The sequence below is a fragment of the Hydrogenophaga sp. genome (assembly GCF_965657535.1).
GTDB lineage: Bacteria > Pseudomonadota > Gammaproteobacteria > Burkholderiales > Burkholderiaceae_C > Hydrogenophaga.
The window spans coordinates 20,149-41,862 of the sequence record NZ_CBFHOP010000005.1; the positions used below are offsets into that span (position 1 = coordinate 20,149).

At 65.5% G+C, this 21,714-nt stretch carries 26 protein-coding genes; 25 read left to right on the forward strand and 1 reads right to left on the reverse strand.

Translation table 11 applies throughout. The features are described 5' to 3' along the window. Positions 1–4 precede the first annotated feature (4 nt). The 25 genes from fliM (at position 5) to ACTG4K_RS10105 (ending at position 20,166) form a co-directional block, all read left to right on the forward strand. Positions 5–1,015: a flagellar motor switch protein FliM gene (gene fliM / locus ACTG4K_RS09985; RefSeq protein WP_439114058.1), complete on the forward strand. Its 1,011-nt coding sequence runs from the start codon at positions 5–7 to the stop codon at positions 1,013–1,015. Continuing rightward, entirely contained in the window at positions 1,012–1,392 is a 381-nt protein-coding gene (fliN, locus tag ACTG4K_RS09990; protein WP_439114059.1) for a flagellar motor switch protein FliN, read from the forward strand. The genes fliM and fliN overlap by 4 nt, the downstream gene beginning before the upstream one ends. A gap of 5 nt (positions 1,393–1,397) precedes the next feature. Then, positions 1,398–1,679, forward strand: coding sequence for a flagellar biosynthetic protein FliO (locus ACTG4K_RS09995; RefSeq protein WP_439114060.1), 282 nt, complete (start codon positions 1,398–1,400; stop codon positions 1,677–1,679). Beyond that, positions 1,676–2,419, forward strand: coding sequence for a flagellar type III secretion system pore protein FliP (fliP, locus tag ACTG4K_RS10000; RefSeq protein WP_439114061.1), 744 nt, complete (start codon positions 1,676–1,678; stop codon positions 2,417–2,419). The genes ACTG4K_RS09995 and fliP overlap by 4 nt, the downstream gene beginning before the upstream one ends. Positions 2,420–2,423: 4 nt before the next feature. Then, on the forward strand, positions 2,424–2,693 hold the full coding sequence (locus ACTG4K_RS10005; protein ID WP_439114062.1) for a flagellar biosynthetic protein FliQ: 270 nt from the start codon (positions 2,424–2,426) through the stop codon (positions 2,691–2,693). A gap of 11 nt (positions 2,694–2,704) precedes the next feature. Next, a complete protein-coding gene (locus ACTG4K_RS10010; RefSeq protein WP_439114063.1) occupies positions 2,705–3,469 on the forward strand; it encodes a flagellar biosynthetic protein FliR in 765 nt (254 codons plus the stop codon). Next, entirely contained in the window at positions 3,459–4,100 is a 642-nt protein-coding gene (locus ACTG4K_RS10015) for a hypothetical protein (RefSeq protein WP_439114064.1), read from the forward strand. The genes ACTG4K_RS10010 and ACTG4K_RS10015 overlap by 11 nt, the downstream gene beginning before the upstream one ends. A gap of 43 nt (positions 4,101–4,143) precedes the next feature. Beyond that, complete coding sequence (locus tag ACTG4K_RS10020) at positions 4,144–5,280, forward strand: carbonic anhydrase family protein (protein ID WP_439114065.1); 1,137 nt, start codon at positions 4,144–4,146, stop codon at positions 5,278–5,280. Positions 5,281–5,437: 157 nt separating this feature from the next. Next, positions 5,438–5,851 carry a flagellar basal body rod protein FlgB gene (gene flgB, locus ACTG4K_RS10025; RefSeq protein WP_439114066.1) on the forward strand — a complete coding sequence of 138 codons (414 nt, stop codon included), beginning with the start codon at positions 5,438–5,440 and terminating at the stop codon, positions 5,849–5,851. After that, positions 5,848–6,255: a flagellar basal body rod protein FlgC gene (gene flgC, locus ACTG4K_RS10030; RefSeq protein WP_439114067.1), complete on the forward strand. Its 408-nt coding sequence runs from the start codon at positions 5,848–5,850 to the stop codon at positions 6,253–6,255. Before flgB ends, flgC begins: the two co-directional genes overlap by 4 nt. Then, a complete protein-coding gene (locus ACTG4K_RS10035; RefSeq protein ID WP_439114068.1) occupies positions 6,252–6,971 on the forward strand; it encodes a flagellar hook assembly protein FlgD in 720 nt (239 codons plus the stop codon). The genes flgC and ACTG4K_RS10035 overlap by 4 nt, the downstream gene beginning before the upstream one ends. Before the next feature lie 10 nt (positions 6,972–6,981). Continuing rightward, on the forward strand, positions 6,982–9,264 hold the full coding sequence (locus ACTG4K_RS10040) for a flagellar hook-basal body complex protein (protein WP_439114069.1): 2,283 nt from the start codon (positions 6,982–6,984) through the stop codon (positions 9,262–9,264). Beyond that, a complete protein-coding gene (flgF, locus tag ACTG4K_RS10045; RefSeq protein ID WP_439114070.1) occupies positions 9,264–10,001 on the forward strand; it encodes a flagellar basal body rod protein FlgF in 738 nt (245 codons plus the stop codon). The genes ACTG4K_RS10040 and flgF overlap by 1 nt, the downstream gene beginning before the upstream one ends. A 19-nt stretch (positions 10,002–10,020) precedes the next feature. Then, positions 10,021–10,803 (forward strand): flagellar basal-body rod protein FlgG, encoded by a 783-nt coding sequence (gene flgG, locus ACTG4K_RS10050; protein WP_439114071.1) that lies wholly within the window; start codon positions 10,021–10,023, stop codon positions 10,801–10,803. Further along, positions 10,803–11,528, forward strand: a complete 726-nt coding sequence (locus ACTG4K_RS10055) for a flagellar basal body L-ring protein FlgH (protein ID WP_439114072.1) — start codon at positions 10,803–10,805, stop codon at positions 11,526–11,528. Before flgG ends, ACTG4K_RS10055 begins: the two co-directional genes overlap by 1 nt. Then, positions 11,528–12,658, forward strand: a complete 1,131-nt coding sequence (locus ACTG4K_RS10060; RefSeq protein WP_439114380.1) for a flagellar basal body P-ring protein FlgI — start codon at positions 11,528–11,530, stop codon at positions 12,656–12,658. The genes ACTG4K_RS10055 and ACTG4K_RS10060 overlap by 1 nt, the downstream gene beginning before the upstream one ends. Before the next feature lies 1 nt (position 12,659). Further along, positions 12,660–13,040, forward strand: a complete 381-nt coding sequence (locus tag ACTG4K_RS10065) for a hypothetical protein (protein ID WP_439114073.1) — start codon at positions 12,660–12,662, stop codon at positions 13,038–13,040. A 1-nt stretch (position 13,041) separates the two neighbouring features. Continuing rightward, the gene (locus tag ACTG4K_RS10070; RefSeq protein ID WP_439114074.1) at positions 13,042–14,418 is read left to right on the forward strand and encodes a FlgK family flagellar hook-associated protein; all 1,377 of its coding nucleotides are present in this window, start codon (positions 13,042–13,044) and stop codon (positions 14,416–14,418) included. A 24-nt stretch (positions 14,419–14,442) separates the two neighbouring features. Continuing rightward, positions 14,443–15,279, forward strand: coding sequence for a flagellin (locus ACTG4K_RS10075; protein WP_439114075.1), 837 nt, complete (start codon positions 14,443–14,445; stop codon positions 15,277–15,279). Between the two features lie 32 nt (positions 15,280–15,311). Next, positions 15,312–16,172, forward strand: a complete 861-nt coding sequence (motA, locus tag ACTG4K_RS10080; RefSeq protein ID WP_439114076.1) for a flagellar motor stator protein MotA — start codon at positions 15,312–15,314, stop codon at positions 16,170–16,172. Between the two features lie 23 nt (positions 16,173–16,195). After that, positions 16,196–17,302, forward strand: coding sequence for a flagellar motor protein MotB (gene motB, locus ACTG4K_RS10085; RefSeq protein ID WP_439114077.1), 1,107 nt, complete (start codon positions 16,196–16,198; stop codon positions 17,300–17,302). Further along, positions 17,302–18,084 carry a hypothetical protein gene (locus ACTG4K_RS10090; RefSeq protein ID WP_439114078.1) on the forward strand — a complete coding sequence of 261 codons (783 nt, stop codon included), beginning with the start codon at positions 17,302–17,304 and terminating at the stop codon, positions 18,082–18,084. Before motB ends, ACTG4K_RS10090 begins: the two co-directional genes overlap by 1 nt. Before the next feature lie 76 nt (positions 18,085–18,160). Continuing rightward, the gene (locus ACTG4K_RS10095) at positions 18,161–18,463 is read left to right on the forward strand and encodes a hypothetical protein (RefSeq protein ID WP_439114079.1); all 303 of its coding nucleotides are present in this window, start codon (positions 18,161–18,163) and stop codon (positions 18,461–18,463) included. Further along, a complete protein-coding gene (locus ACTG4K_RS10100; RefSeq protein WP_439114080.1) occupies positions 18,460–19,041 on the forward strand; it encodes a tetratricopeptide repeat protein in 582 nt (193 codons plus the stop codon). The genes ACTG4K_RS10095 and ACTG4K_RS10100 overlap by 4 nt, the downstream gene beginning before the upstream one ends. Positions 19,042–19,044: 3 nt before the next feature. Then, on the forward strand, positions 19,045–20,166 hold the full coding sequence (locus tag ACTG4K_RS10105) for an EscU/YscU/HrcU family type III secretion system export apparatus switch protein (protein ID WP_439114081.1): 1,122 nt from the start codon (positions 19,045–19,047) through the stop codon (positions 20,164–20,166). Between the two features lie 145 nt (positions 20,167–20,311). Here the strand turns inward: ACTG4K_RS10105 and ACTG4K_RS10110 are convergent, their stop codons facing one another. After that, the gene (locus tag ACTG4K_RS10110; protein WP_439114082.1) at positions 20,312–21,352 is read right to left on the reverse strand and encodes a ParA family protein; all 1,041 of its coding nucleotides are present in this window, start codon (positions 21,350–21,352) and stop codon (positions 20,312–20,314) included. Positions 21,353–21,714: the final 362 nt, after the last annotated feature.

Here is a 21,714-nt window from a genome sequence, read left to right on the forward strand (position 1 = left end):
CACGATGACTGAACCCTCTTCCCCAGCGGGGCCCGACCACGCTTCGTTGCCCACCTACACCTTTGACCGGAGTTCGCGGGTCATCAAGCGGCGCATGCCGACGCTGGAGCTGATCCACGAGCGCTTTGCCCGGACCGCGCGGCTGACGCTGTACAACATGGTGCGCCGCCCCATTGAGCTGGAGGTGCGTTTGCCCGAGCTCAAGCCGTACCAGGTGTTTGTGAATGCGTTTCCCGAACGCACCAACATCAACCTGGTCAACATCCGGCCGCTGCGCGGTGTGGGCTGCTGGATCATCGATCCGCAGGTGGTCTACATCGCCATTGACAACATGTTTGGTGGGGAGGGGCGGTTGCCTCCGAAGGTGACGTCCAAGGAATACACCGCCATCGAGTTGCGCATCATCCGGCGCCTGGTCGACAGCCTGCTGGCCGAGTATGAAAAGGCCTGGAAGGGGGTGCACGAGTTGAAGTTTGACTTCCTGCGCCAGGAGACCAACTTTCAGTTCGCCCGCATCACCGATGCCGACGAAATGGTGCTGCACTGCAGTTTTGTGGTGGACATCAATGGCCGAAAAGGCAGCGTGGATTTCTGCGTGCCGTTTTGGGTTTTTGAGCCCATCAAGACGCTGCTGTTCAGCCAGATGCAGGCGTTTCAGGCCGATGAAGACAACGAATGGTCCGACAACCTGCGCGCAGAAATGCAATCAGCCAACGTGACCATGGTGGCGACGCTGGCCAAGCGCCAAGGCACGTTGGGCGAGGTTCTGTCCTTCAATGTGGGCGACCTGTTGCCCATTGAGGTGCAGGAGCCGATCACCGTCATGGTGGACGGTCTGCCCATGATCAAAGGGGCTTACGGCGTGCGCAACGGCCGCTACGCCGTGAAGGTCTCCGACATCAACCACCCCGTGGCCTTGAGCAACCAGCCCGCAGACCGCGGCCTGATTGGCCCGCAGTACCGCGAGCGCGACGCCGGTGCTGGCGAATTTACATCTGAAAAAGGTCTACCGTGAACACAGAAACCTCGTCATCCGCCGCTGCGGACCCCGTGAACGCCGACACCCGGCGGCCGAACGTGAAGCCCGCAGGCTACAACTTGCTGGAAGACTCCGGTGGCGGGCACAGCGGCAACGATATCGAGCTGGTGATGGACGTGCCCGTCCAGATTTCGGTTGAGCTGGGCCGCTCAAAAATGCAGATCAGGCACCTGCTGGCGCTGACCTACGGCTCGGTGATTGAGCTCGATGTGCAGGCGGGCGACCCGCTGGATGTGGTGGTCAATGGCACCTTGGTGGCGCAGGGGGAGGTGGTGATAGTGAACGACCACTACGCGATTCGGCTGACCGACATCGTGACACCTGCCGAGCGTTTGAGAAAGCTCAACCGGTGAGCGGTATGGCCGGGTACAGCTCGGCGCTGGTGCTGCTGGTGCTGCTGGTTGCCGTGGCGGTGTGGCTGCTGTGGCGCCGGCCCCGGCAAGGGCCTGGTGGGCGTTCGAGCGCTTCGTTGCGCATGCTCGAAGCTTTTGCCCTGGGCCCCAGAGACCGCTTGTTGCTGGTGGAATGTGACGGCCGGCGCTACCTGCTGAGCCAAGGGGTGCAGGGCGTGCGCTTGCTGGATCGGCTGGATGCGCCGGCGCCGGCGGCGGTGCGTTCACCGGGCGAGGTGTTGCCATGAAGCGCGCGACAGCCCTGGGTCTGGGTGCGTGCGCGGTGTTGTGCACCAGCTCGGTGTGGGCCCAGAGCCTGCCCCTGGTGACGGGAACGCCGGTGCCCGGCGGTGGCACCGCTTACACGGTGCCGGTGCAGACGCTGCTGACGCTCAGCGCCTTGAGCTTTCTGCCGTCAGCCTTGATGCTGATGACCAGTTTCACCCGCATCCTGATTGTGTTTTCGCTGGTGCGCCAGGCGCTGGGTTTGCAGTCCATGCCGCCGAACTCGGTGCTGGTGGCGCTGTCCCTTTTTCTCACCTTTTTTGTGATGAATCCGGTGCTGGAGAAGATCCAGCAGCAGGCTTGGAAGCCCTATGTGGCGCAACAGATTGACCTGGAGGAAGCGGTGCAGCGGGGGGTGGAGCCGCTGAAGGAGTTCATGCTGGCGCACACGCGTGAAGCCGACCTGGCGCTGTTTGCCCGGCTGTCTGGCACCGAGCTGACCGACCGGGCTTCCGTGCCGCTGCGGGTGCTGGTGCCGGCCTTTGCCATTTCGGAGATCCGCACCGGTTTTCTGATTGGCTTCGTGATCTTCTTGCCGTTTGTGGTGATCGACCTGGCGGTGGCCAGCATCTTGACGTCGGTCGGCATGGTGATGGTGTCGCCGGTGATGTTTTCTCTGCCCTTGAAGCTGATCATTTTCACGCTCGCCGATGGCTGGAGTTTGCTCGCCGGTTCCCTTGTGAACAGTTACTTGACGCGGTAGAACCATGGAAACCAGTCTGGTGATTGAGTTGGTGCTGCTGGCCTTGAAAATGGCCGTGGTGCTGGCCGGGCCCATTTTGTTGTCGGTGCTGGTGGTGGGCGTGCTGCTGGGCGCTTTGCAGTCGGCCACCCAGATCAACGAACCCTCGGTGGTGTTTGTGCCCAAGATCCTCGCGGTGATGGTGGTGATTGCGCTCACGGGGCCGGTCTCGCTCACGCTGTTTGTGGACTACCTGCGCAACATGATCTTGCGCATCCCCGAGATGGTTGGCTGAGGGCGGGCGCGGTGGATCTCAGTGCGCTGGAACCTTTTGTCCTGACCTTCGGGCTGGTGTCGGTGCGCCTGCTGGGCCTGTTTCTCGCGCTGCCTCTGCTGGCGTTCCGATCTTTTCCCCTGACGCTGCGGGTGGCGCCGGTGCTGGTGTTGGCGCTGGCCATGGTGCCGCCCACCTGGGTGTCCAGCGCCCAGATGGCCCAGCAGGGCGGGCTGGTCGTGGCGGTTGAACTGGGCATTGGGGTGGTGATGGGCCTGTCGCTGCGGCTGGCCATGCTCGCGGTGGATTTTCTGGCCGAGTCCCTCTCGATGCACGCCGGCTTCAGCTTCGCGCAAACCGTGGCGCCCGACGCGGCGTTGCCCTCAACGGTGATTGGTGAATTGCTGGGCATGTCGGTGCTGGCTTCGCTGTTCTTGGCCGATGTGCATTTGATGTTTATCGAACGCCTGGGGCACAGCCTGGTGGCGGTGCCGCTGGGCAGTTGGCCGAGCGCCTGGGACGCCACCGCGGTGCTGGGTCTCATGGGGACCGCTTTTTCGATTGGCCTGGTGATGTCCTGTGGCAGTTTTGCGCTCTATCTGTTTGCCAATTTCACGCTGGGCATGATCAACCGGATTTCGCCCCAGCTCAACCTGATGTCGGTGGGCTTTTCGGTCACGGCACCGCTGGCGTTGGTGGTCATTGCGCTGGTGGTGCTGCAGCTGCCGGTGTTGTCTGAAATCATCGCCACGGCGGCGTTGCGGTTTGTCGATCAGGGGCTTTTGAATGCGCGCTGACGTCTGGGCCCTGCTGGCGCTGAGCTTGGTGGGCTGTGCGGCGCCACCGCCGCCGCCGCGCTTTGCCGACGTGTGGGCGCAGGCCTTGCGGGTGTGTGACGTGCCTGCCGAGCGCATCGCACAGCGCCAAAGCCTGTGGCCACTGGACGATCCGCAGCTTTGTGAGCGCGCGCAGCAGATGGGCTGGCAGCTGCAATGCTTGGCGCACGAGGTGCCGGCGCTGGCGGCGGCGCAGGCCAGCGCAACGCTTGGCGCATCGCTGGCGTTCAAGGCCTGCTTGCAGCCCCTGGCCAACGCACTGGCTGCCGGTGGCTTGGTGCGCGCCGGTGACCTTGCGCTGTCGCTGGAGCAATGCGTGCGCCCGCTGGAAGCGGCTGGGCCTGTGCCGCCACCGCCACCGCCACCGCCACCGCCGGTGCGCTGGGCCTTTCCCGCGCCGGCGCCGTTACAGGCACCCGTGCCAAGCGTCGACTTGCCCCCCTTGCCAGGCCTGGCGGTGGCGCGCTGCGAGGCCGTGCAGGGGCTGCGCGCGCCGCTGGCTGTGGCGCAGCCGGTCGTTCCCGTTTTTCCCCAGCGCGCCGTACCGCGAGTGCCCACCCCGGCGGGTGCCGCGCTGGGCATTGCCCGGTAGGGCGTCTTTCCAGCCCGGCCACACCGGCCGTACCAGACCCACCATGACCTTTGAACGCCAACCCCGTACCACTTTGCTCATCGGCGCCTTGCTGTGCAGCCTGGCCACCCTGACGCAGGCCACCGCCAGCGAGCAGCCCACCCTGACGCTGCCCGCTCCGGCGGTGCGGGTGCCGCCCGTGGCGACGCCGCTGCCCGCCAAGGCCAACAAGCCTGGCGCGCCGGTGGCCAAGGTTCGGGAGGAGCCGCTGGTGTCGCCAGCGCCCAAGACCACGGCCGGCGCGCCGGTGCCCGCCCGCGAAGGCGCAAAGGGCGCGGAAGACCTGATCAAGGGCGACGAAGACTTGCGCAAGCTGCTGCTGGAACGCATTGCGGGTTCGGGCGAGGTGGTGCTTCGAAGCAGCGATGTGGCGCCGCCCAGGGCAAAGCGCGCTGGCACCAACCCCCGAGCCCTCACGGCGGCCGACCTGGCCGCTGTGCAGCGCCAGGCCCAGGCGCCAGAGGGACATGGCCACTGGGATTACGCTGGCGCTGGCGGGCCTGAGCATTGGGGCAAGCTGCAGCCAGGCTACGCCACCTGCGCCAAGGGCCAACGCCAGAGCCCGATCGACATCCGAGAAAGTATTCAGGTGGCGCTGGACCCGATCGAGTTTGACTACCGGCCCAGCGCTTTTCGGGTGCTGGACACGGGCCACACGGTGCAGGTCATGCCGGCCCGTGGCAGTTCGATCGTGGTGAGCGGGCGTCGCTACGAGCTGTTGCAGTTCCACTTTCACCGTCCATCGGAGGAGCGTGTGGACGGGCAGGCCTTTGACATGGTGCTGCACCTGGTGCACCGCGATCTCGACGGCCGGCTGGCGGTGGTGGCGGTGCTGTTGACCGCCGGGGTGGACCAGCCCCAGATTCAGCAGGTGTGGAACAACCTGCCCCTGGAGCGCCAGGTGGAGGTGTTGGCCGCCGCACCGATGGACCTGAACCAGCTGTTGCCCGACGACCTGCGGTACGTCACCTACATGGGCTCCCTGACCACGCCCCCCTGTACCGAAGGGGTGTTGTGGATGGTTCTGAAAACGCCGATGCAACTGTCGGCCGAGCAGATCGCCATTTTTGCGCACCTCTACCCCATGAATGCGCGACCGATTCAGCCAGCCAACGGCCGTCTGATCAAGGAAGACCGCTGAGCGGTCTGCCAGCGGCAAACCTTGCCGCTGATGGCGGCAAACTCCGGTCGTTCCGGTGGTCTGGGCGCCTTGCGTGGCGCCGGTAGCGGCAAAAAAGGCCCTTTTTGCTTGGCATGTGTATTGCGTAGAAAGGTCACCCCCAAGTCACGGAGTGACCATGTATACCGTTCCCCGTTTTGACCCCATGCAGTTCCAGGTGGAAGCCTTGAAGCTGCGCAGCATGCGCCAGCAGGTCATCGCCTCCAACCTCGTGAATGCCGATACGCCCGGCTACCGGGCGCGAGACATCTCGTTTGAGGCCGAGCTGAACGCTCGCATGCAGGGTGGAGATGGGCCCGGCGGCCTACAGCTGGCGGTGAGCAACGAGCGCCATCTGGGCGCAGCGCCGGGGATGCAAGCGCCGGCGTTGCTGTACCGCAGCGCGGTTCAGCCCAGCGTGGACGACAACACCGTGGACCCCGACATCGAGCGGGCCCATTTTGCAGAAAACACCGTGGGCTTTGAAATGGCCACTGCCTTGTTGAGCGCCACCGTGCGCTCGCGCCAGATGGCGCTGACGGGACAACCATGAGCTTGATCAACGCCTTTCGGGTTGGTGCCAGTGGCACCGTAGCCCAAAGCCAACGGCTCAACGCCATTGCCTCCAACATCGCCAACGCCGAGTCGACCGCGTCGGCCAGCGGCGTGCCCTACCGGGCCAGGCAAGTGGTGTTTCGCCCGCTGCCTGGCCCCGATGCGGTGGCCACAGGGGTTGAGGTGGCCCGCGTGACCGAAAGCGCCGCGCCGCTGCGGCAGATTTACCAGCCTGGCCATCCGCACGCCGATGCCACGGGCTACGTCCAGGGCAGCAATGTGGACCCAGTGGAAGAGATGGTCAATATGGTGGCCGCTTCGCGCTCCTACCAGATGAACATCGACTTGATGAACAACTCACGCCAGCTGCTGCAGCGCGTGATCGACATGGTGAGGACATGATGGCAACCAATCCTGTAGCGGCATTGCCTGCGGGCATCCGCGCTTACGACCCCAGCGCAGCGGGTGCGGTGGTGGGCAAAAACACCTTGGGCACTTCGGCAGCGGAGACCCAGGACTATTTCATGAAGATGCTGCTGGCGCAGATTCAGAACCAGGACCCGCTGAACGCGCAGGACCCGGCCGAGATGACCAGCCAGCTGACGCAGCTCAACACCGCCAGCGGCATTGAGCGCCTTAACGGCAGCATCAGCGCGATGCTGGCGCAGACCTCGGCCCAGATCTCGTCGCAGTCCTTCATGGGCAGCGCCGCCATGATCGGGAGCCAGGTGCTGGCACCCGGTGAGGTGCTGGCACTGGGTGAAACCGGTGATGCCGGTTTTGGGTTGCGGCTGTCGGGAGACAGCGCACAGACCACCGTCAAGTTGCTGGCGTCCGACGGCCGGGTGGTGGACGAGCTCAGCCTGGGCAGCTTGCGTGCGGGTGTGCACACCTTCACCTGGGACGGCGCGGGCTACGACGGCGAGCGCGCCGCCTCGGGTGGCTACAGGCTGGTGGCCGCCGCCAGCGACACCGCCGGCACCGCCGTGGTGGCCAGCGCCCTCACGCAGGGCCTGGTGAGTGGTGTTCGCCGCACCGATTCCGGTTCCTCGCAGCTGCTCACGACCGATGGACGCTCGATCGAGCCAGCCGATCTCATTCAACTCTCAAAACCCTGAAGGCAACACCATGAGTATTTTTGACATCAGCCGCGCTGGTCTGGCCGTGCAGGCCGAAGCCATCCAGGTGACCAGCAACAACGTGTCCAACGCCTCCACGGTGGGCTACAAGGCGCGCGAGTCGCTGTTTGTGGACCAGTATTTCAAAGCTGTACAGTCGTCAGGCACCTCGGGCACGGCCGATTTCGGCACCAAGCGCACCGATGCGCAAGGGGCTCTGCAGGCGTCCAGCTCCACGCTGGATCTGGCGATCCAGGGGCAGGGCATGTTCCGCCTGGCGAGCCTGCCCGGTGGAGACGAGGTGTCGAACTACTACAGCCGCAATGGTTTGTTTTCGGCCGACAAAAACGGTTACATCGTCAATGCCAACGGGCTGTTTTTGACGGGTTACCAACCCAACGCCAGCCTCACCGGTGTGACCGGCACCCTGGGCGGGCTCAAGCTCCCACCCGCCTCGGTGGCGCCAGTGGCATCGAGCCAGGGTCGGGTGGACGCCAACCTCGACGTGCGCCTGGCCATGCCCGTGCGGGTGGTGGCGGGTGTGGCCACCGATGTGCCCAAAACCTTCGCAGCCGACGATGCTTCCACCTTCAGCGCGAGCACCACCGTCACGGCTTACGACACCAAGGGCTTGACGCACCAGGTCACCCTTTTCTTGAAGAAGGTGGAACCCACCGTCATCAACGATCCACGCAGTCTGTCGACCCCGCCGGCGCTGGCCACCGCCAACCAGTACGAGGTGTACATGATGGCCGACGGCGTGTTGCTGACCCGCGCAGCCGCCGGCTCGGTGGGCACCGGCATGCTGGGTGCCGCAGCGGACACCGCAGCCGCGCAGGCCCGCGCAGTGTCAGAAGCGTCCACCGCCGCCACCGCAAACGCCGAAGCCAAAGCCAACAATTACCGATCGGCGGTGGCCGACGAAGCCGCTGCGGTGGCCACGCGCAACGCCGCGTTGACCCTGCTCGCCGCCGTGCCACCCAGCGCCGCCTTGAGTGCGGCTTCTCCAGAGGCTGCGGCCCTGGTGACCGCCGCTACGGCCCTGGTGACCGCCAACACCGATCTTGCCAGCGCCACCGCGCGCAAAGGGGTGCTGGAGACGGCCAAGGCGGCGGCCGACGCCGCGCTCGCGGCCGAGTCGCCACTCAATGCGGTGCGCTACACCGAGCTGCAGGCCGCTGCCGCTGCCGCTTCCGACGCGCTTACGGCGTACCAGGCTGTCGGCGGTGTCTATGCCACCGCACTCGACCGGCAGTCAGCCCAGCTGACAGCGTTTGGGACGGCACTGTCGGCCGCCCCAACGCTGGCGAGCGCTTCCGAGGCTTTGGCTGCGGCGAACGCCCTGGTGGCGCAGCGCACGGCGTTGGCTGGGGCAAAGGACGCTAGCGCGGCTGCGTTGGCCGCAGCCGCAGATCCGACCGACGCCACGCTGATCGCCGCCGACCTGGCTGCGGCAGCGGCCCTGGCCGACTTCGACACCAGCAACCCCAATCTCGTGGCCAACCAGCAACTGGCGCAGACAAATCGCGATGCCGTGGTGGCCCGCTCGCTGAACACCGCCAGCGCAGCGGCCCATGCCGCGATCGAAGCCTATGGCGTGTCTGTGAACGCTGTGACCGCTGGCAGCGCAGCCACTGCAGCGGCTCTGTTGGCCAAGCAGGATGCGGAAGCCGCCGCCACCAGCGCCGACCTGGCGCACAAACTGTCGGTGGCGGCCAACCGCATCGGGACCTTGCAATTTGTTGATGGTCAGTTGGTGGGATCGCTGACGCGCAACGCGGTCAACGGCGCACCGTCGCTGCCCGCCGTGTTTCACGCCGAGATGGCCGACAGCAGCGGTAACCCGCTGTTTGACTTGGAGTTGGACCTGTCTGACCTGACCGCCTACGCCACCGCGTTCCAGGTGCGTGAAGCCACGGCGGACGGTTATGCGCCCGGTGCCCTGACAGGTGTGAGCGTTGACGAAATGGGCTTCATCACCGGCCAGTACACCAACGGCAAGTCGCTGGTGGGTGGGCAGTTGGTGTTGGCCACCTTCAACAGCGAAGCGGGGTTGCAGGCGGTGAGTCAGAGTGTGTTTGCCGAGTCGTTTGCGTCGGGCGAGCCGGTGCTGGGCACGGGTACCGCCGGTTCGTTTGGCGCCATCCGCTCGGCCATGCTGGAGCAAAGCAACATCGACATGGCCGGTGAGCTGGTCAAGCTGATGATTCAGCAGCGCAACTACCAGGCCAACTCGCAGGGTATCAAGGCTGCCGACACGGTGTTGACCACGGCCATCAACCTGAGCCGCTGATGATTGATCGCATGGTTTTCACGGCCATGGCCGGCGCGCGCAATGCGGTCGACCAGCTGGCGGTCACCACCAACAACCTGGCCAACGCGTCCACACCCGGTTTTCGGGAGCAGCTGCCGGTGTTTCGTGCGGTGCCCGTGGTGGGCGACGGTTCGCTCACCCGGACTTCAGCGGTTCAAACCACGCCGGGCTTCTCCAGCGTGGGCGGGCGCATGGAGCAGACCGGAAACCCGCTCGACCTGGCGCTGGAGGGCGATGCCTGGTTTCGGGTGCGCCGTGCCGATGGTTCGGATGCATACACCCGGGCCGGTCGGCTTACGGTGGACGGCTCGGGTGTGCTGCGCACCGCCGCTGGAGCGGCGTTGCAAGGGGTCGATGGTGACCTGGTGATGCCCCAGGGCACCCTGCTGGAGGTGGGCGGCGACGGCGCCGTTTACGCCCGCAGGGAAGGTGGTGTGGCGGGCACCCGCGTGGGCCAGTTGCAGCTGATGCGCGCCGACCCGGGTGCGTTGGACCGGGGGCCGGATGGCCTGTACGAGTCGCGCAAGCCGCTGGCCCCGGCCGACGCTGGTTCGGTACGGGTGCGCCAGGGTGTGTCGGAGTCGAGCAACGTGAGCGTGTCCGAGGCGATGGTTCAGATGATCGCCCAGGCGCGCCTGTTTGATCTGTCCATGCAGCTGGTGCGCAACGCCGACCAGAACGCGCGCAGCGCCAACCAATTGATCGCGGGTCGTTGACCCCTACAGGAGTATTTGCATGATCCGATCCCTCTGGATTGCCAAAACCGGGCTGGATGCGCAGCAGACCAACCTGGATGTGATTTCGAACAACCTGGCCAACGCCGCGACCACGGGTTACAAGCGTGTCAAGCCGGTGTTTGAGGACTTGCTCTACCAGACCCTGCGCGCGGCCGGTGGCCCCACCGGTGGGCAGTCTCAGGCGCCCAGCGGTTTGCAGGTGGGTACCGGCGTGCGGGCGGGCGCTGCAGAGCGCATGTTTTTGCAAGGCAACTTGACGCAGACCGGCAACTCGCTGGATCTGGCCATCAATGGCCAGGGGTTTTTTCAGGTCACGTTGCCCGATGGCCAGACGGGCTATACACGCGACGGCAATTTTTCCCGCGACGCCCAGGGCCAGTTGGTAAACCAGGCGGGCTATGTGCTGGAGCCGGGGATCACGATCCCGGTGGATGCGCTGTCGATCACGGTGAGCGAGACGGGCCAGGTTTCGGTGCAGCTGCCGGGCCAGGTGGAGCCCAATCAGGTGGGCGAGTTGCAGATCGCGCGGTTTGTGAACCAGGGCGGTCTGGCCTCGATCGGTGGCAACCTGCTGGTGGAAACAGCGGCCTCTGGTGCGCCCACCGCCGGCCTCCCGGGCACCGATGGTGCGGGCACCCTGAAGCAGTTTTACGTGGAGGCTTCCAACGTCAATGTGGCCGAAGAACTGGTGTCGCTGATCCAGGCGCAGCGTGCCTACGAGGTGAATGCGCGCGCGGTGAAGGCATCGGACGAAATGCTGCAGCGGCTGGGCCAGCTGTGATGTCGGTGCATCAGCAGCGTGGCGGGCGCGCCAGGGCCGTGCCCAGCGTGTGGGTGCTGGCGGGTTGCCTGTGCGTGCTGGGCGGTTGTGCGGTGTCCAGTGCCGATCGCCGGCTGGACGAGCCGGCACCCACCACGGTCAAGCCCCGTCCCGTGCAGGCTGTAGCAGCCAGCCAGGGCAGCCTGTTTCCGTCGGTGCGTGCGCAGGGCTCGGGCTACCGGCCCCTGTTTGAAGACCGCCGGGCCCGCCAAGTGGGCGATACCTTGACCGTTGTGCTCGAAGAACGCACGACCGCCAGCAAACGCAGCTCGGCCGCCGCGAGCAAAGAAAGCTCGCTCAGCAGCGGCGTGACGGCGGGCACCAAGGTCCCGATTTTTGACCGATGGAACGGGCTCGCCCTGGGGGCTTCGAGCGAGAACAGCTTTGCCGGCAAGGGCTCCAGCAGTGCGGCAAACAACTTCTCCGGCACGATCACGGTGACGGTGATGGAGGTCTACGCCAACGGCAATTTGGTGGTCGCGGGCGAAAAGCGCCTGGCCGTCAGTGACGAAGATGAAATCATCCGGTTTGCCGGTGTGGTCAATCCGGCCGACCTCAACAGCAACGCGGTGCCGTCGGTGCTGGTGGCCGATGCGCGCATTGAGTACCGGGGCCGCGGCGCCGCCGACGACGCCCAGTCACCCGGGATCCTGACACGCGGGATCTTGAAGTTTTGGCCGTTCTGATGTTGGCCAGGTCGTTCTTCAGGGGCGGGCTTGCCGGACGCTTGTGCGCGTGGTGTGTCGCCGTGGGCCTGCTCCTGCCCGGCGCCGTGGCCGCGCAGCGGCTGAAAGACATTTCGTCGATCGCGGGCGTGCGCAACAACCAGCTGATCGGCTACGGTCTGGTGGTGGGCCTGGACGGGACCGGTGACCAGACCACGCAGGCGCCGTTCACCCGCCAAAGCGTGCTGTCGATGCTGCAGGCCATGGGCATTTCCTTGCCGCCGGGGCAGAACCTGCAGCTCAAGAACACCGCCGCTGCAATCGTTACGGGGACCTTGCCCCCGTTTTCGCGGCCCGGTCAGGCCATTGATGTGACGGTGTCCTCGTTGGGCAATGCCAAGAGCCTGCGTGGTGGGACGTTGTTGATGACGCCTTTGCGGGGCGCGGACGGCGAGGTCTATGGCGTGGCGCAAGGCAGCGTGTTGGTCTCTGGCGCGGGCGCTGGCGGGGCCGGCGCTTCGGTGCAGGTGAACCACCTGTCTGCGGGACGCATTCCCGCCGGGGCGACGGTGGAGCGCAGTGTGCCCGGCCAGATGGACCAGGAGCTGCTGCAGCTGGAGCTGGACCGCAGCGACTTCACGCTGATGCAGCGTGTCGTGGAGGCCATTGGGCAGCGTTTTGGCGCGGGCACGGCCCTGCCGGTGGACGCCCGGTTTTTGCAAATCCGCCTGCCAGCCGACGCTGCACAGCGGGTGGCCTTCCTGGCCCAACTGGAGCAGGTGCGCGTGGAGGTGGACCGGGAGCGACCGCGTGTGGTGATCAATGCCCGGACCGGTTCGGTGGTCATGAACCAGCTCGTCACCATCGATGCGTGTGCGGTGTCGCACGGCGCGTTGACGGTGCGGGTGGGCAAGACGACCGTGGTCAGCCAGCCGCAACCGTTCTCCCGTGGCGAGACCGTGGTGAGCTCGGTCGACTCCGCCGACATCGAACAGCCGCCCGCTGGGCTGCTGTCTTTGCCCGCTGCCACCTCGCTTGACGAGGTGGTGCGAGCACTCAACCTGCTGGGCGCCAATGTCAGCGACCTCATCGCCATTTTGCAGGCGATGAAGTCGGCGGGCGCCCTCAAAGCCGATATCGAGGTCATTTGACATGCGCGTCTCTTTTGTGCCCCCTGTGTTTGTGCCGCCGCGTGCTGCGCCTGCGGTGGCGGTGCCCGGTGCTGCCGGCACCAAAGCGCCCCTGACCAGCCAGTTCGAGCAATTGCTGGTGCGCCAGTTGCTGACCCAGGTGCGGGCCTCTGGCCTCAGCCCAGCGGGCGAGGGCGCTTCGGCGGTGTCGGGTTACCAGGCCATTGCCGACGACCATCTGGCGCAGCTGATTGCCTCGGTCGGTGGGCTGGGGCTGGGCGCCGCGCTGTCGCAAACGCTGATCCCTCCTGCGGCCACACCGGGTGCGGCTGGGCCGTCCCCATTAATCAAAGAGCCGCCAACCGCCGTCAATCCATCAAACGATCCACTTTTAAGGTATTGACATGAGCGCCAACTCCATTGCCCACACATCCCTCTCGGCCCTGCAAAGCGCTCAGGTCGGGATGGCCTTGACCGCCCAAAACGTGGAGGGCCAAGCCACCGTGGGATTCACCCGCCGGCGCATGGAAACCGGAGTGGCCCGTGTGGTGCCCAACGGCCTCCCCAGTTTCGGGCAAGGCGCGAGTGTGGCGGGTTTTGCGCGCGACTGGAGCAGCTTGCTGCAGCAGCAGCGCATCACCCAGGCGGGTGTGACGGCCTTTCACAGCACCGTGGTCCAGGGTTTTTCGGCCCTCAACCGCGAGGCCGCCGATCCAGTGCTGGCGATGGATGCCCCCATCAACAACCTGTTCAGCAGCCTGGCGGGCCTGGCGCGCAACCCTGCAGATGGCGCGGCGCTGGCCGACCTGAAGGCCCGGGGCACCGTGCTGCTGGCCTCGGCGCAGCAGGTGGAGCGCAGTTTGAATACCGTGCGTTCGGATGCGCGTGAAAGCCTGGGCGGGTCGGTGGACGAGCTCAACGGCCTGGCCCGCGAGCTGGTGTTGATGAACAAGGCGATGGCGGCAAACCCGGGCGCAGCCGACGCCGCATTGCTGGACCGTCGCGATGCTTTGCTGCTGCGCGCAGGCGCCTTGCTGGGCGGGGGTGTCAGCGTCAGCGACGAGGGTTTGGCGCGCATCTTTGTGGACGGTCAGCCGCTGGTCAACGGCGAGCACGGCGGACAAATTGAGAGCGTGGGCCTGCCGGGTGAAGGCGGTGACACGCTGCGCTTCGCGCTGCGCCTGGGGGCGCTGGGCCAAGAAGCGGTGTCGGTGGTGGTGCCGCTGCGCAGCGAGGCATGGGGCGGTGTGCTGGGCGGGCAGCTGCGCTTGGCGAGTGATCCGTCGGTGGTGTTGCAGCGCGACGGCGCAGCCGATGCGAGCCTGCAACCCCTGAGCGCGCTGTTCGGCGCTGCGCGTGGTGTGTCCGATCCGTCGGCCGATGCGCTGAGCCGGGCGCTGTCCCAGCTGTCCGCCTGGAACGCGCGCGCGCCCGGCGCGACCGAGGCCGCCGTGAACGCCGCCTTTCTGGAGCTGGCGCGCAATGCCAACGACCCGTCTTCGCCCCAGTATGCGGCCGGTTTGCAGGACGGCCTGCTCTCTGGCTGGCGCGGCCTGGTGTCCAACCTGGGCGCTGAAGTGTCTGTGCACGAAGTCGGACAAATGACGTCGGCGGCAGTGGAACAGCGCTTGAAGAGCGACTTCGAATCCCAGTCCGGCGTCAACCTCGACGAAGAGGCCGCCAATCTGCTGCGTTACCAGCAGGTCTATTCCGCAGCGAGCCGCTTGTTGCAGGCCAACGCCGCGATGCTGGACGAAATCCTGGCCGTTGTGGGCCGCTGACCTATTTTTTGAAAGGCCTCCACCATGAGAGTTTCAACCGCCCAGATGTACCAGGTGCCCGCAGAGGCTGTGGGTTCCGGCAGCGCCGCCATGGCGCGCGAGATCGGGCGCATTGCGTCTGGCCGCAGCGTGGACGCGGTGTCGCAAGATGTGGCCGCTGTGTCCCAGGCGTCCCGGCTGACCCAGGTGAAAGCCCGCACCGAAGTGCACGGCGCCAACCTGGCGGAGCTGGACATGCGCTACGCCGAAGCCGACCTGAGTCTGTCGGCCATCGGCGATGCGTTGCTGCGCATGGGGGAGGCCTTGGCCCGCTCGCGCAACGGTGCCCTGGCCGACGATGCCCAGAACGCGCTTTCGACGGGCCTGCAGATGGAGGCGCAGGCGATTGTGGCCGAGCTGGGGCGGCGTGACAGCCAGGGCCGCCAGATCTATTCCGGTGGTGTGGCCGACCCAGCCCACCCCGCGCTGGAGGTGCGCCCCGGCCAGACCCTGCCGAGCGAGGTCACGCTGGGTGCCGAGCAGCAGGCGGCTTTGGAAGGGCTGATCAAGCAAGACTGGGTGATGGCGCTGGCGAGCAGCAACGACGCGCAGCGCGCTGCAGCAGCCCAACAGGTCGAGGCCTTGCGCACGGCGGTGGTCGACGCGCGGGGTGCGGTGGGCGCCCGTTGGAGCCTGGTGGGCATTTACCAGGACGCCAACCAGGGCGTTGCCGACGCTGCGGTGGCTGCCCGCTCCTCGCTGATGGACACCGATCTGGCCCAGGCGGCTTCGGATCTGGCCACCTACAGCGCACAGCTCCAGGCCGCACGTTCGATGTTTGGGCGGATTGAGTCGACCAGTCTGTTCGACCTCATCCGCTGATCTGTTGGGTTTTTTAGTTCTCGGAAAATTTCATGACTATCCCTTTGGGTTGGATTATCGGCATGCTGTGCGTCTTGGGCGGTTTTGCGCTGCATGGTGGGCACCTCAGTGTGTTATGGCAGCCGACCGAGGTTTTGAGCATCGTGGGCGCCGCTGTGGGTTACATGGTGGCTTCCAACAACATGCGTGTGCTCACACACACCGCGAAAGCGGTGCCGGCGGCGTTTCGGAACGTGTCCATCAGCAAGCGCCTTTACCTGGACTTGCTCTGCCTGCTGTTTGAGATCCTGAACCGCATTCGGCGTGACGGCCTGATGTCTCTGGAGGCGGACATTGAAGACCCGAAAACCAGTGCGCTGTTTGCCAAGTACCCGACCATCATGAAAGACCACCACCTGGTGGAATTTCTCACCGACTACATGCGCATGATGCTGGGCGGTGCGCTCAACGTGATGCAGATCGAAAATTTGATGGAGCAGGAACTGGACGTTCACCACCAGGTGGCGCACGTGCCGGTGTCGGTGGTGCAGAAAGTGGCCGATGCGCTGCCGGCTTTCGGCATTGTGGCGGCCGTGATGGGCGTCGTGCACACCATGGGCTCCATCGGGCTGCCGCCCGAGGAGCTTGGTAAGCTCATCGGTGCTGCACTGGTCGGTACTTTCCTGGGCATTTTGCTGTCCTACTCGATCGTGGGCCCCATCGCCAGCGTGATGGAGCAAAACAACGAGGTGGAGTCCAAGGCCTTCCTGTGTGTGAAGTCGGTGATGCTGGCCCACATGAACGGCTTCACGCCCCAGGCTTCGGTGGAGTTTGGGCGCAAGATTCTCTACCCGGATCTGCGTCCCACGTTCCAGGAACTGGACGACGAAACCAAAGCAGCGAAGGGCAAATAGTGGCTACAACCGCCAACAAGCCTTTGCCCCCGATCATTGTCAAGCGGGTCAAAAAGGCGTCACACGAAAACCATGGTGGCGTGTGGAAGATTGCCTACGCCGACTTTGTGACGGCCATGATGGCTTTCTTCCTGCTGATGTGGGTGCTGGGTTCCACCACCAGTGGGGATCTGGCGGGCATTTCAGCCTATTTTCAAAACCCGCTGCGTGTGGCCATCAACGGTGGCGCGGGCTCGGGGGACGCGGCCCGCATCATCAAGGGCGGTGGCGACAACATCTTCAAGCAAGACGGGCAGGAGGCCAGAGCCGATTCCAACACGCCCCAGCGCAAGGTCAGCAACGAAGAAGAAGTGACGGCGCAGTTCAACCGCATGCAGCAGGAAAAGCTGGAGCAGCTCCAGCGTGCGTTGGACAAGCAGATCGCCTCGGATGCTTCTCTGGATCGGTTCAAGAACCAGATTTTCATGGACATCACCTCGGAGGGCCTGCGGATTCAGATCGTGGACGAAAACAGCCGCCCCATGTTTGCATCGGGCAGCGCTCAGATGTCGCCCCAATCACAGCAACTGCTCACCACCATCGGCAGGGTGCTCAAGGGTTTGCCCAACAAACTGCGCATCGAGGGGCACACCGATTCCAAGCCGTTTGGGGGCAGTGCTGCGGACTACGGCAATTGGGAGCTTTCGAGTGACCGCGCGCATGCCGCGCGGCGCGCTGTTGTGGGCGGGGGCGTTGAGCCAAACCAGATCTCGCTGGTAGCCGGCTTTGCCGACAGCGTGCAGTTGAACCCAGCGGACGCCAACGACCCGTTGAACCGGCGCATTTCGTTGCTGGTGCTCAAGCAGGCGCCACAGCGAGCGCAAAGCCCCGAAGCCGCACCCCCCACTCAGCGCCCGGCAAACACCCTGGGCGAGACCTCGCTGGCGCCGCTGCCGGCCACAGAGGTGGCGCCACCGCTGGCTGCGCCAACGGCTGCACTGCCAGCAACCCCACAGCCAGCCACCCCGGCCTCGGTCCCCTCGGCGCTGCCCGCTGTGCCGCTGCCCCTGGTGCCCACGGCGACCTCGGCGCCCGCGCGTGCATCGGGGGGTGTTCGCGGACAGGCCCTGGTCTTGCCTGATCAACGCTGATGCGCAACGCTTGCCTGCGTGTGGGGTGGGTGCGCTGTGTGGGCCCCGTGTTGGCGCTGTGTCTGGTGGCGCTGCCGGTCGTGTCGGGCGCGGCAGGGCCGGTCGCCTCTGGGTCTGTTGCAGCCGCGCCCAGCGGTGAACTGCCCTCGCTGCTGCAGCGGTATGCAGCGGCGCGGCGAGCGGCGCTGAAAGAGCAGGTGTGCCTGGGTTCATCGCGCTGTGGCTCCGATGAGGGCCGTTTGATGGACGCCATGGAGACCCGCCGGCGGGTGTCGCAAGCGGTCGCTGAACTGGCCGAAGCGGGCGATGCCGAGGCCGCCTACCAGCGGGGCCTGATGTCCTTGCAGGTGATGGAGGAGCACGCCAAGCGTTCTGCGATGGAACTCGACCTGCGTTCACCTGGGCAGTCGGCCCATCTGCGGCGCTTGATTGCCACGGAGTCTGCGACGGCACAACGCTACCTGGGCCTGGCCGCCCAGGCGGGGCACGCGTCGGCTTGTCGGGCCATGGCGGGGCACCTGAAAGAACGCCAGGGGTCGTCGTCGTCGCCGTCCCCGTTGGTGGCGCAACTCTACTTGTGTGCGGTGCGGGGTTTTCTGGGCCAGGCCGATCGCAACACCGCGCTGGAAACCTACATCGCCATGCGCCAGGCTTTGGCGCCAGATGCCATGGAGCTGGTGGAGGCCTATTCGCTGCTGTTCCGCGCCCAAAGCCCGACGGGACCCCGTCAGCGCGTCCAACCCGACACCGCGCTGCAGCCCGGAAAACGAGAAGCGCCGTGATGCAAGCCTTGGCGTTGTGCCGCAGGGCCGCTTACGGGCCACGCACCCTTTTTTTGATTTCCTGAGGAAAAAAACCATGACGATTCTTGCACGCAGCGCCCTCTTGCTTCGGTCGGTGTTCCGATGGACTGTGCGGCTGCTGGTGCCGTTGTTTGTCGTGTTCGTGGTGGCTGAGCAGGTGGAGGCCCACCGCCTTGGCGCCATCGCGGCGTGCGAGTCGGCGCCAACGGCACCCGAAAATTGCCTGCGCCAGCGCGGCTACCTGGCCAGCGCACCCTATTACCCAGACATCACCCGCCGGTTGCTGGGGCACTACGCGCGCAGTCTGGGCGGTGCTCTGGGCGCGTCTTACGCAACGCCTGCGGAGGCCGTGCAATGAAGCCCTGGTTGAACCGTATGGCCCTGGTGGCACTGGCCTTTGCGGCCGCAGGCTGCTCTGATTACGACCGTGCCCGGCGGTCTTTTGAGGTGGGTGATTACACGGTGGCGTTTGAACGGTACAACCAGCTGGCTGAAGCGGGTGACGTGCGCGCGCAGTACGACCTGTCGCAGATGTACTTTCAGGGGATCGGCGGGCAAAACGACAGCCAACGGGCCTGGCATTGGTTGTTGAGCGCAGCCAGCGGTGGCAATGTGGCGGCCATGGTGAAGCTCGGGTCTATCTACGAAAGCGGCATGGGTGCCGAGCGCGACCACGCCTCGGCGGCTCAGTGGTACTTGCGCGCAGCCCGCCGCGGTGATCCGGTGGGTCGGTTCAATCTGGCGCTGTTGTACCTGAAGGGCATTGGCGTGCCCAAAGACGAAGTTGCCGCACTGGCCTGGTTTCGCCTGGCCTTGAAGGCGGGGGGGCCCGCCGCACGCTCTTGGGTCGACCAGCTGGAGCGCAGGCTCACGGCAGAGGAACTGGCCCGTGTGGACGAGATCGTGAAGCGCCTGGAGCAGACCGAAAAGGACTGACCGGTGGCCTCCGAACAGACCAGCGAAGACCGCACACTTGAACCCACCGACCGCAAGCTGCAGAAAGCCCGCGAGGAGGGCCGGTTTCCGCAGTCGCGCGACCTGAGTTTTGTGTTCGCGCTGGTGCTGGTGTCTGCGGTCGTTTTGATGCTGGGGTCGGTGTTCTGGCGCGCCACCCAAGAGCTGGTCACCGGCGCCCTGCGATTCACCGCGGGCGAAGATCCGCTGGAACACCTGAAGCGCTGGGCCTCTGGCCCCCTGCTGTCGTTCGGGTTTTTGGTGGGGGTGTTCTTGCTTGCCGCGGGTGCACTGGGTGCCTTGGCACCGCTCGCGCTGACCCGGATGCAGCCCGTCTTTGTGCCCAAGTTTGACCTCAGCCGCCTCGATCCCATCGCGGGCATTGGCCGCATGTTCTCGGCCCAAAACCTGTTTGCGCTGGCCAAAGGGGTGGTGGTCACCCTGGTCGTGCTCGCCGTGGGACTGGGCTATTTTCTGTTGCGCCGCGACAGCCTGATGCTCACGCCCTCTGCGTCGGTGGAAGGCGCGGTGGTGCAGCTCGGTCGTGTGTTGGGCGGAGGGCTGCAGTGGCTGCTGGCGGTGGTCTTGCTCATCGCCATCGTCGACGCGAGTTTTCAGTGGTTCGATTTTCGGCGGCAAATGCGCATGTCCTTGCAAGACATGAAGGACGAAAACAAGGAAAGTGAAGGCTCTCCAGAGAACCGCGCCCGAATGCGTTCGATGCAGAGAGACGCCTCGCGCCGGCGCATGATGTCCGCCGTCGAAAAGGCCGACGTGCTGGTCGTGAACCCGACCCACTACGCGGTCGCACTGCGCTACGACCAAGGGCGCATGGAGGCGCCGGTGGTGGTTGCCAAAGGGTCGGACGAGGTGGCTCTGCGCATGCGGGAGATTGCGGCCACCCATGAGGTCCCGCTGGCCGAATCCCCCCTGCTGGCGCGGTGGCTGTCAGCGAACGTCGAGCTCGGTGCTGCGGTGCCGCCGCGTTTGTACGCTGTGGTGGCGCAACTGCTGGCCTGGGCCTACGCCAGCCGCACGGGCGGGCCGCAAGACCTGCCCCATCACCTCGCCTATGTCGAGGAAGGCCTGGACGGCAACGACGCTTGAAGCCCACACACCCGGCCTGCCCGAATGGGCCGCGTCCTGTGCGCCCAAAAAGGGCAGGGTGCGTGCCGCCCAGTGGTTGCCTGGTGTTGTCAGGGCGGGGCAGGGCGCCTGTGTGGTGTCCAAACCGCAGGCCACAGGCCAAAGGTCAGGCGAAGAGGCGGCGCAGCCATGACTGCGCTGGATCCCTCGGTGGTGGTTCGGCAACCGCTGGCGCTGCAGGTGGGTGAGCATCCCCGCCGGGAGCATGCGCCGCGCGATCCGCCGCCAGGCCCGCCGGGGCACCGGCACCGACGCCTCTGTTGGCTTGCACACCCGCCTGGGCATGGCCGTTGGGGTGGATGTGCCGCGCACCGCCGTCGCTGGCCACATCCATCCGGGTTTTCAGCAAGTAGGCCGGTATCGGGGCGACCGCTCGCGTGCTGTTGGCGCCCGCCGGGTCTTGGTGCGCCATCGACAGGGTGGGCGGCTTGGGCTGGGGCTGGGGTGCCGGGTGGGCTTCTTTCACCCCTTGCGCTGAGCGCTGCGCCGGTTTGCCGTCGGGGGCAAGACCGGGTGAGGCCTCATGCCAGACCGTGTGCAGCCATTGGGTCAGCGGTTGCCAGGCCATGGCTTCAGCGCTGTTCAGGCCACCGGTTTGGTCAAAAACGCTGGTTCCCGTCTCCAGGTGGCGCCGGTATTGCGCATGATCGGCAATCACCGTCAACAAGTGCGTGTCCCACACGCGGTTGCCCTCGCGCCATTGGCGGGCCGCATCCTGCGGCCAACGCATGCCAAGGGCCACCAGCTGGCAGCGACCGCTCTTGACTTTGGGGTGTTTTCGAATGTCTTCGAGAAAGCTGAGCGAGGCGTCGCGGTCGAACACCGAGGGCCCGATGGGCACGATCACCGCATCCACCCAGACCAGCAGCTTCGCCAAATCGTGGTCGTAGAGTGCCCCCGGGGTGTCCAGCACGACGTGGGTGGTTCCGGGCGGGGCCCTGAACACTTTTCCGTTGTCCACCGCCCATGTCATGACTGGCGCTGCGTCCGGGCTTCTGCGCGCCAGCCAGCTCTTCACCGACTGTTGCCGATCCACATCACCGAGCATCACCCGCCAGCCTCTGCTGGCACACCAGCCGGCGATGTTGGTCGCCAGGGTGCTTTTGCCGCTGCCGCCTTTTCTGTTCAAAATTGCTACAACTGGCATGTCTTGGAATTAATCAGAAAGTGTTGTTTGATCTGATGGCAGCGAACCACCCAGACCGAAAAGCATGTCCAGCGCACTGGAACGCCGGGCTGCAAGACTCCCCTCGTAAACTGCAAGCAAGCAGCTAAAGTTCCATTCTGGTGCAAAAAAGACCATGTGATCAATTAAAATGCTAAAAATACAAATTTAAAACTGTTGTCGAACCCCCGCAGTGCGGCACGACACGGCGTGAGATTGGGCGCGGCAGGTGATGTAATGGGTGCCGAAGGTGCCTCAAGTGTGTTGGTCGCCGCCGCGATGCCCAGCCGGGAGCCATGGTGAGCAAGTCCTCGGCAGCAGATTCCACGGGTCATTCCACCGGC

What these genes read in the sequence shown, in the direction of transcription:
- fliM (WP_439114058.1), top strand. Translation starts at nt 5, where the DNA reads ATGACTGAACCCTCTTCCCCAGCGGGGCCCGACCACGCTTCGTTGCCC.
- ACTG4K_RS09995 (WP_439114060.1), top strand. Translation starts at nt 1,398, where the DNA reads ATGGCCGGGTACAGCTCGGCGCTGGTGCTGCTGGTGCTGCTGGTTGCC.
- fliP (WP_439114061.1), top strand. Translation starts at nt 1,676, where the DNA reads ATGAAGCGCGCGACAGCCCTGGGTCTGGGTGCGTGCGCGGTGTTGTGC.
- ACTG4K_RS10005 (WP_439114062.1), top strand. Translation starts at nt 2,424, where the DNA reads ATGGAAACCAGTCTGGTGATTGAGTTGGTGCTGCTGGCCTTGAAAATG.
- ACTG4K_RS10015 (WP_439114064.1), top strand. Translation starts at nt 3,459, where the DNA reads ATGCGCGCTGACGTCTGGGCCCTGCTGGCGCTGAGCTTGGTGGGCTGT.
- ACTG4K_RS10020 (WP_439114065.1), top strand. Translation starts at nt 4,144, where the DNA reads ATGACCTTTGAACGCCAACCCCGTACCACTTTGCTCATCGGCGCCTTG.
- flgB (WP_439114066.1), top strand. Translation starts at nt 5,438, where the DNA reads ATGTATACCGTTCCCCGTTTTGACCCCATGCAGTTCCAGGTGGAAGCC.
- flgC (WP_439114067.1), top strand. Translation starts at nt 5,848, where the DNA reads ATGAGCTTGATCAACGCCTTTCGGGTTGGTGCCAGTGGCACCGTAGCC.
- ACTG4K_RS10035 (WP_439114068.1), top strand. Translation starts at nt 6,252, where the DNA reads ATGATGGCAACCAATCCTGTAGCGGCATTGCCTGCGGGCATCCGCGCT.
- ACTG4K_RS10040 (WP_439114069.1), top strand. Translation starts at nt 6,982, where the DNA reads ATGAGTATTTTTGACATCAGCCGCGCTGGTCTGGCCGTGCAGGCCGAA.
- flgF (WP_439114070.1), top strand. Translation starts at nt 9,264, where the DNA reads ATGATTGATCGCATGGTTTTCACGGCCATGGCCGGCGCGCGCAATGCG.
- flgG (WP_439114071.1), top strand. Translation starts at nt 10,021, where the DNA reads ATGATCCGATCCCTCTGGATTGCCAAAACCGGGCTGGATGCGCAGCAG.
- ACTG4K_RS10055 (WP_439114072.1), top strand. Translation starts at nt 10,803, where the DNA reads ATGTCGGTGCATCAGCAGCGTGGCGGGCGCGCCAGGGCCGTGCCCAGC.
- ACTG4K_RS10060 (WP_439114380.1), top strand. Translation starts at nt 11,528, where the DNA reads ATGTTGGCCAGGTCGTTCTTCAGGGGCGGGCTTGCCGGACGCTTGTGC.
- ACTG4K_RS10065 (WP_439114073.1), top strand. Translation starts at nt 12,660, where the DNA reads ATGCGCGTCTCTTTTGTGCCCCCTGTGTTTGTGCCGCCGCGTGCTGCG.
- ACTG4K_RS10070 (WP_439114074.1), top strand. Translation starts at nt 13,042, where the DNA reads ATGAGCGCCAACTCCATTGCCCACACATCCCTCTCGGCCCTGCAAAGC.
- ACTG4K_RS10075 (WP_439114075.1), top strand. Translation starts at nt 14,443, where the DNA reads ATGAGAGTTTCAACCGCCCAGATGTACCAGGTGCCCGCAGAGGCTGTG.
- motA (WP_439114076.1), top strand. Translation starts at nt 15,312, where the DNA reads ATGACTATCCCTTTGGGTTGGATTATCGGCATGCTGTGCGTCTTGGGC.
- ACTG4K_RS10090 (WP_439114078.1), top strand. Translation starts at nt 17,302, where the DNA reads ATGCGCAACGCTTGCCTGCGTGTGGGGTGGGTGCGCTGTGTGGGCCCC.
- ACTG4K_RS10095 (WP_439114079.1), top strand. Translation starts at nt 18,161, where the DNA reads ATGACGATTCTTGCACGCAGCGCCCTCTTGCTTCGGTCGGTGTTCCGA.
- ACTG4K_RS10100 (WP_439114080.1), top strand. Translation starts at nt 18,460, where the DNA reads ATGAAGCCCTGGTTGAACCGTATGGCCCTGGTGGCACTGGCCTTTGCG.
- ACTG4K_RS10110 (WP_439114082.1), bottom strand. Translation starts at nt 21,352, where the DNA reads ATGCCAGTTGTAGCAATTTTGAACAGAAAAGGCGGCAGCGGCAAAAGC.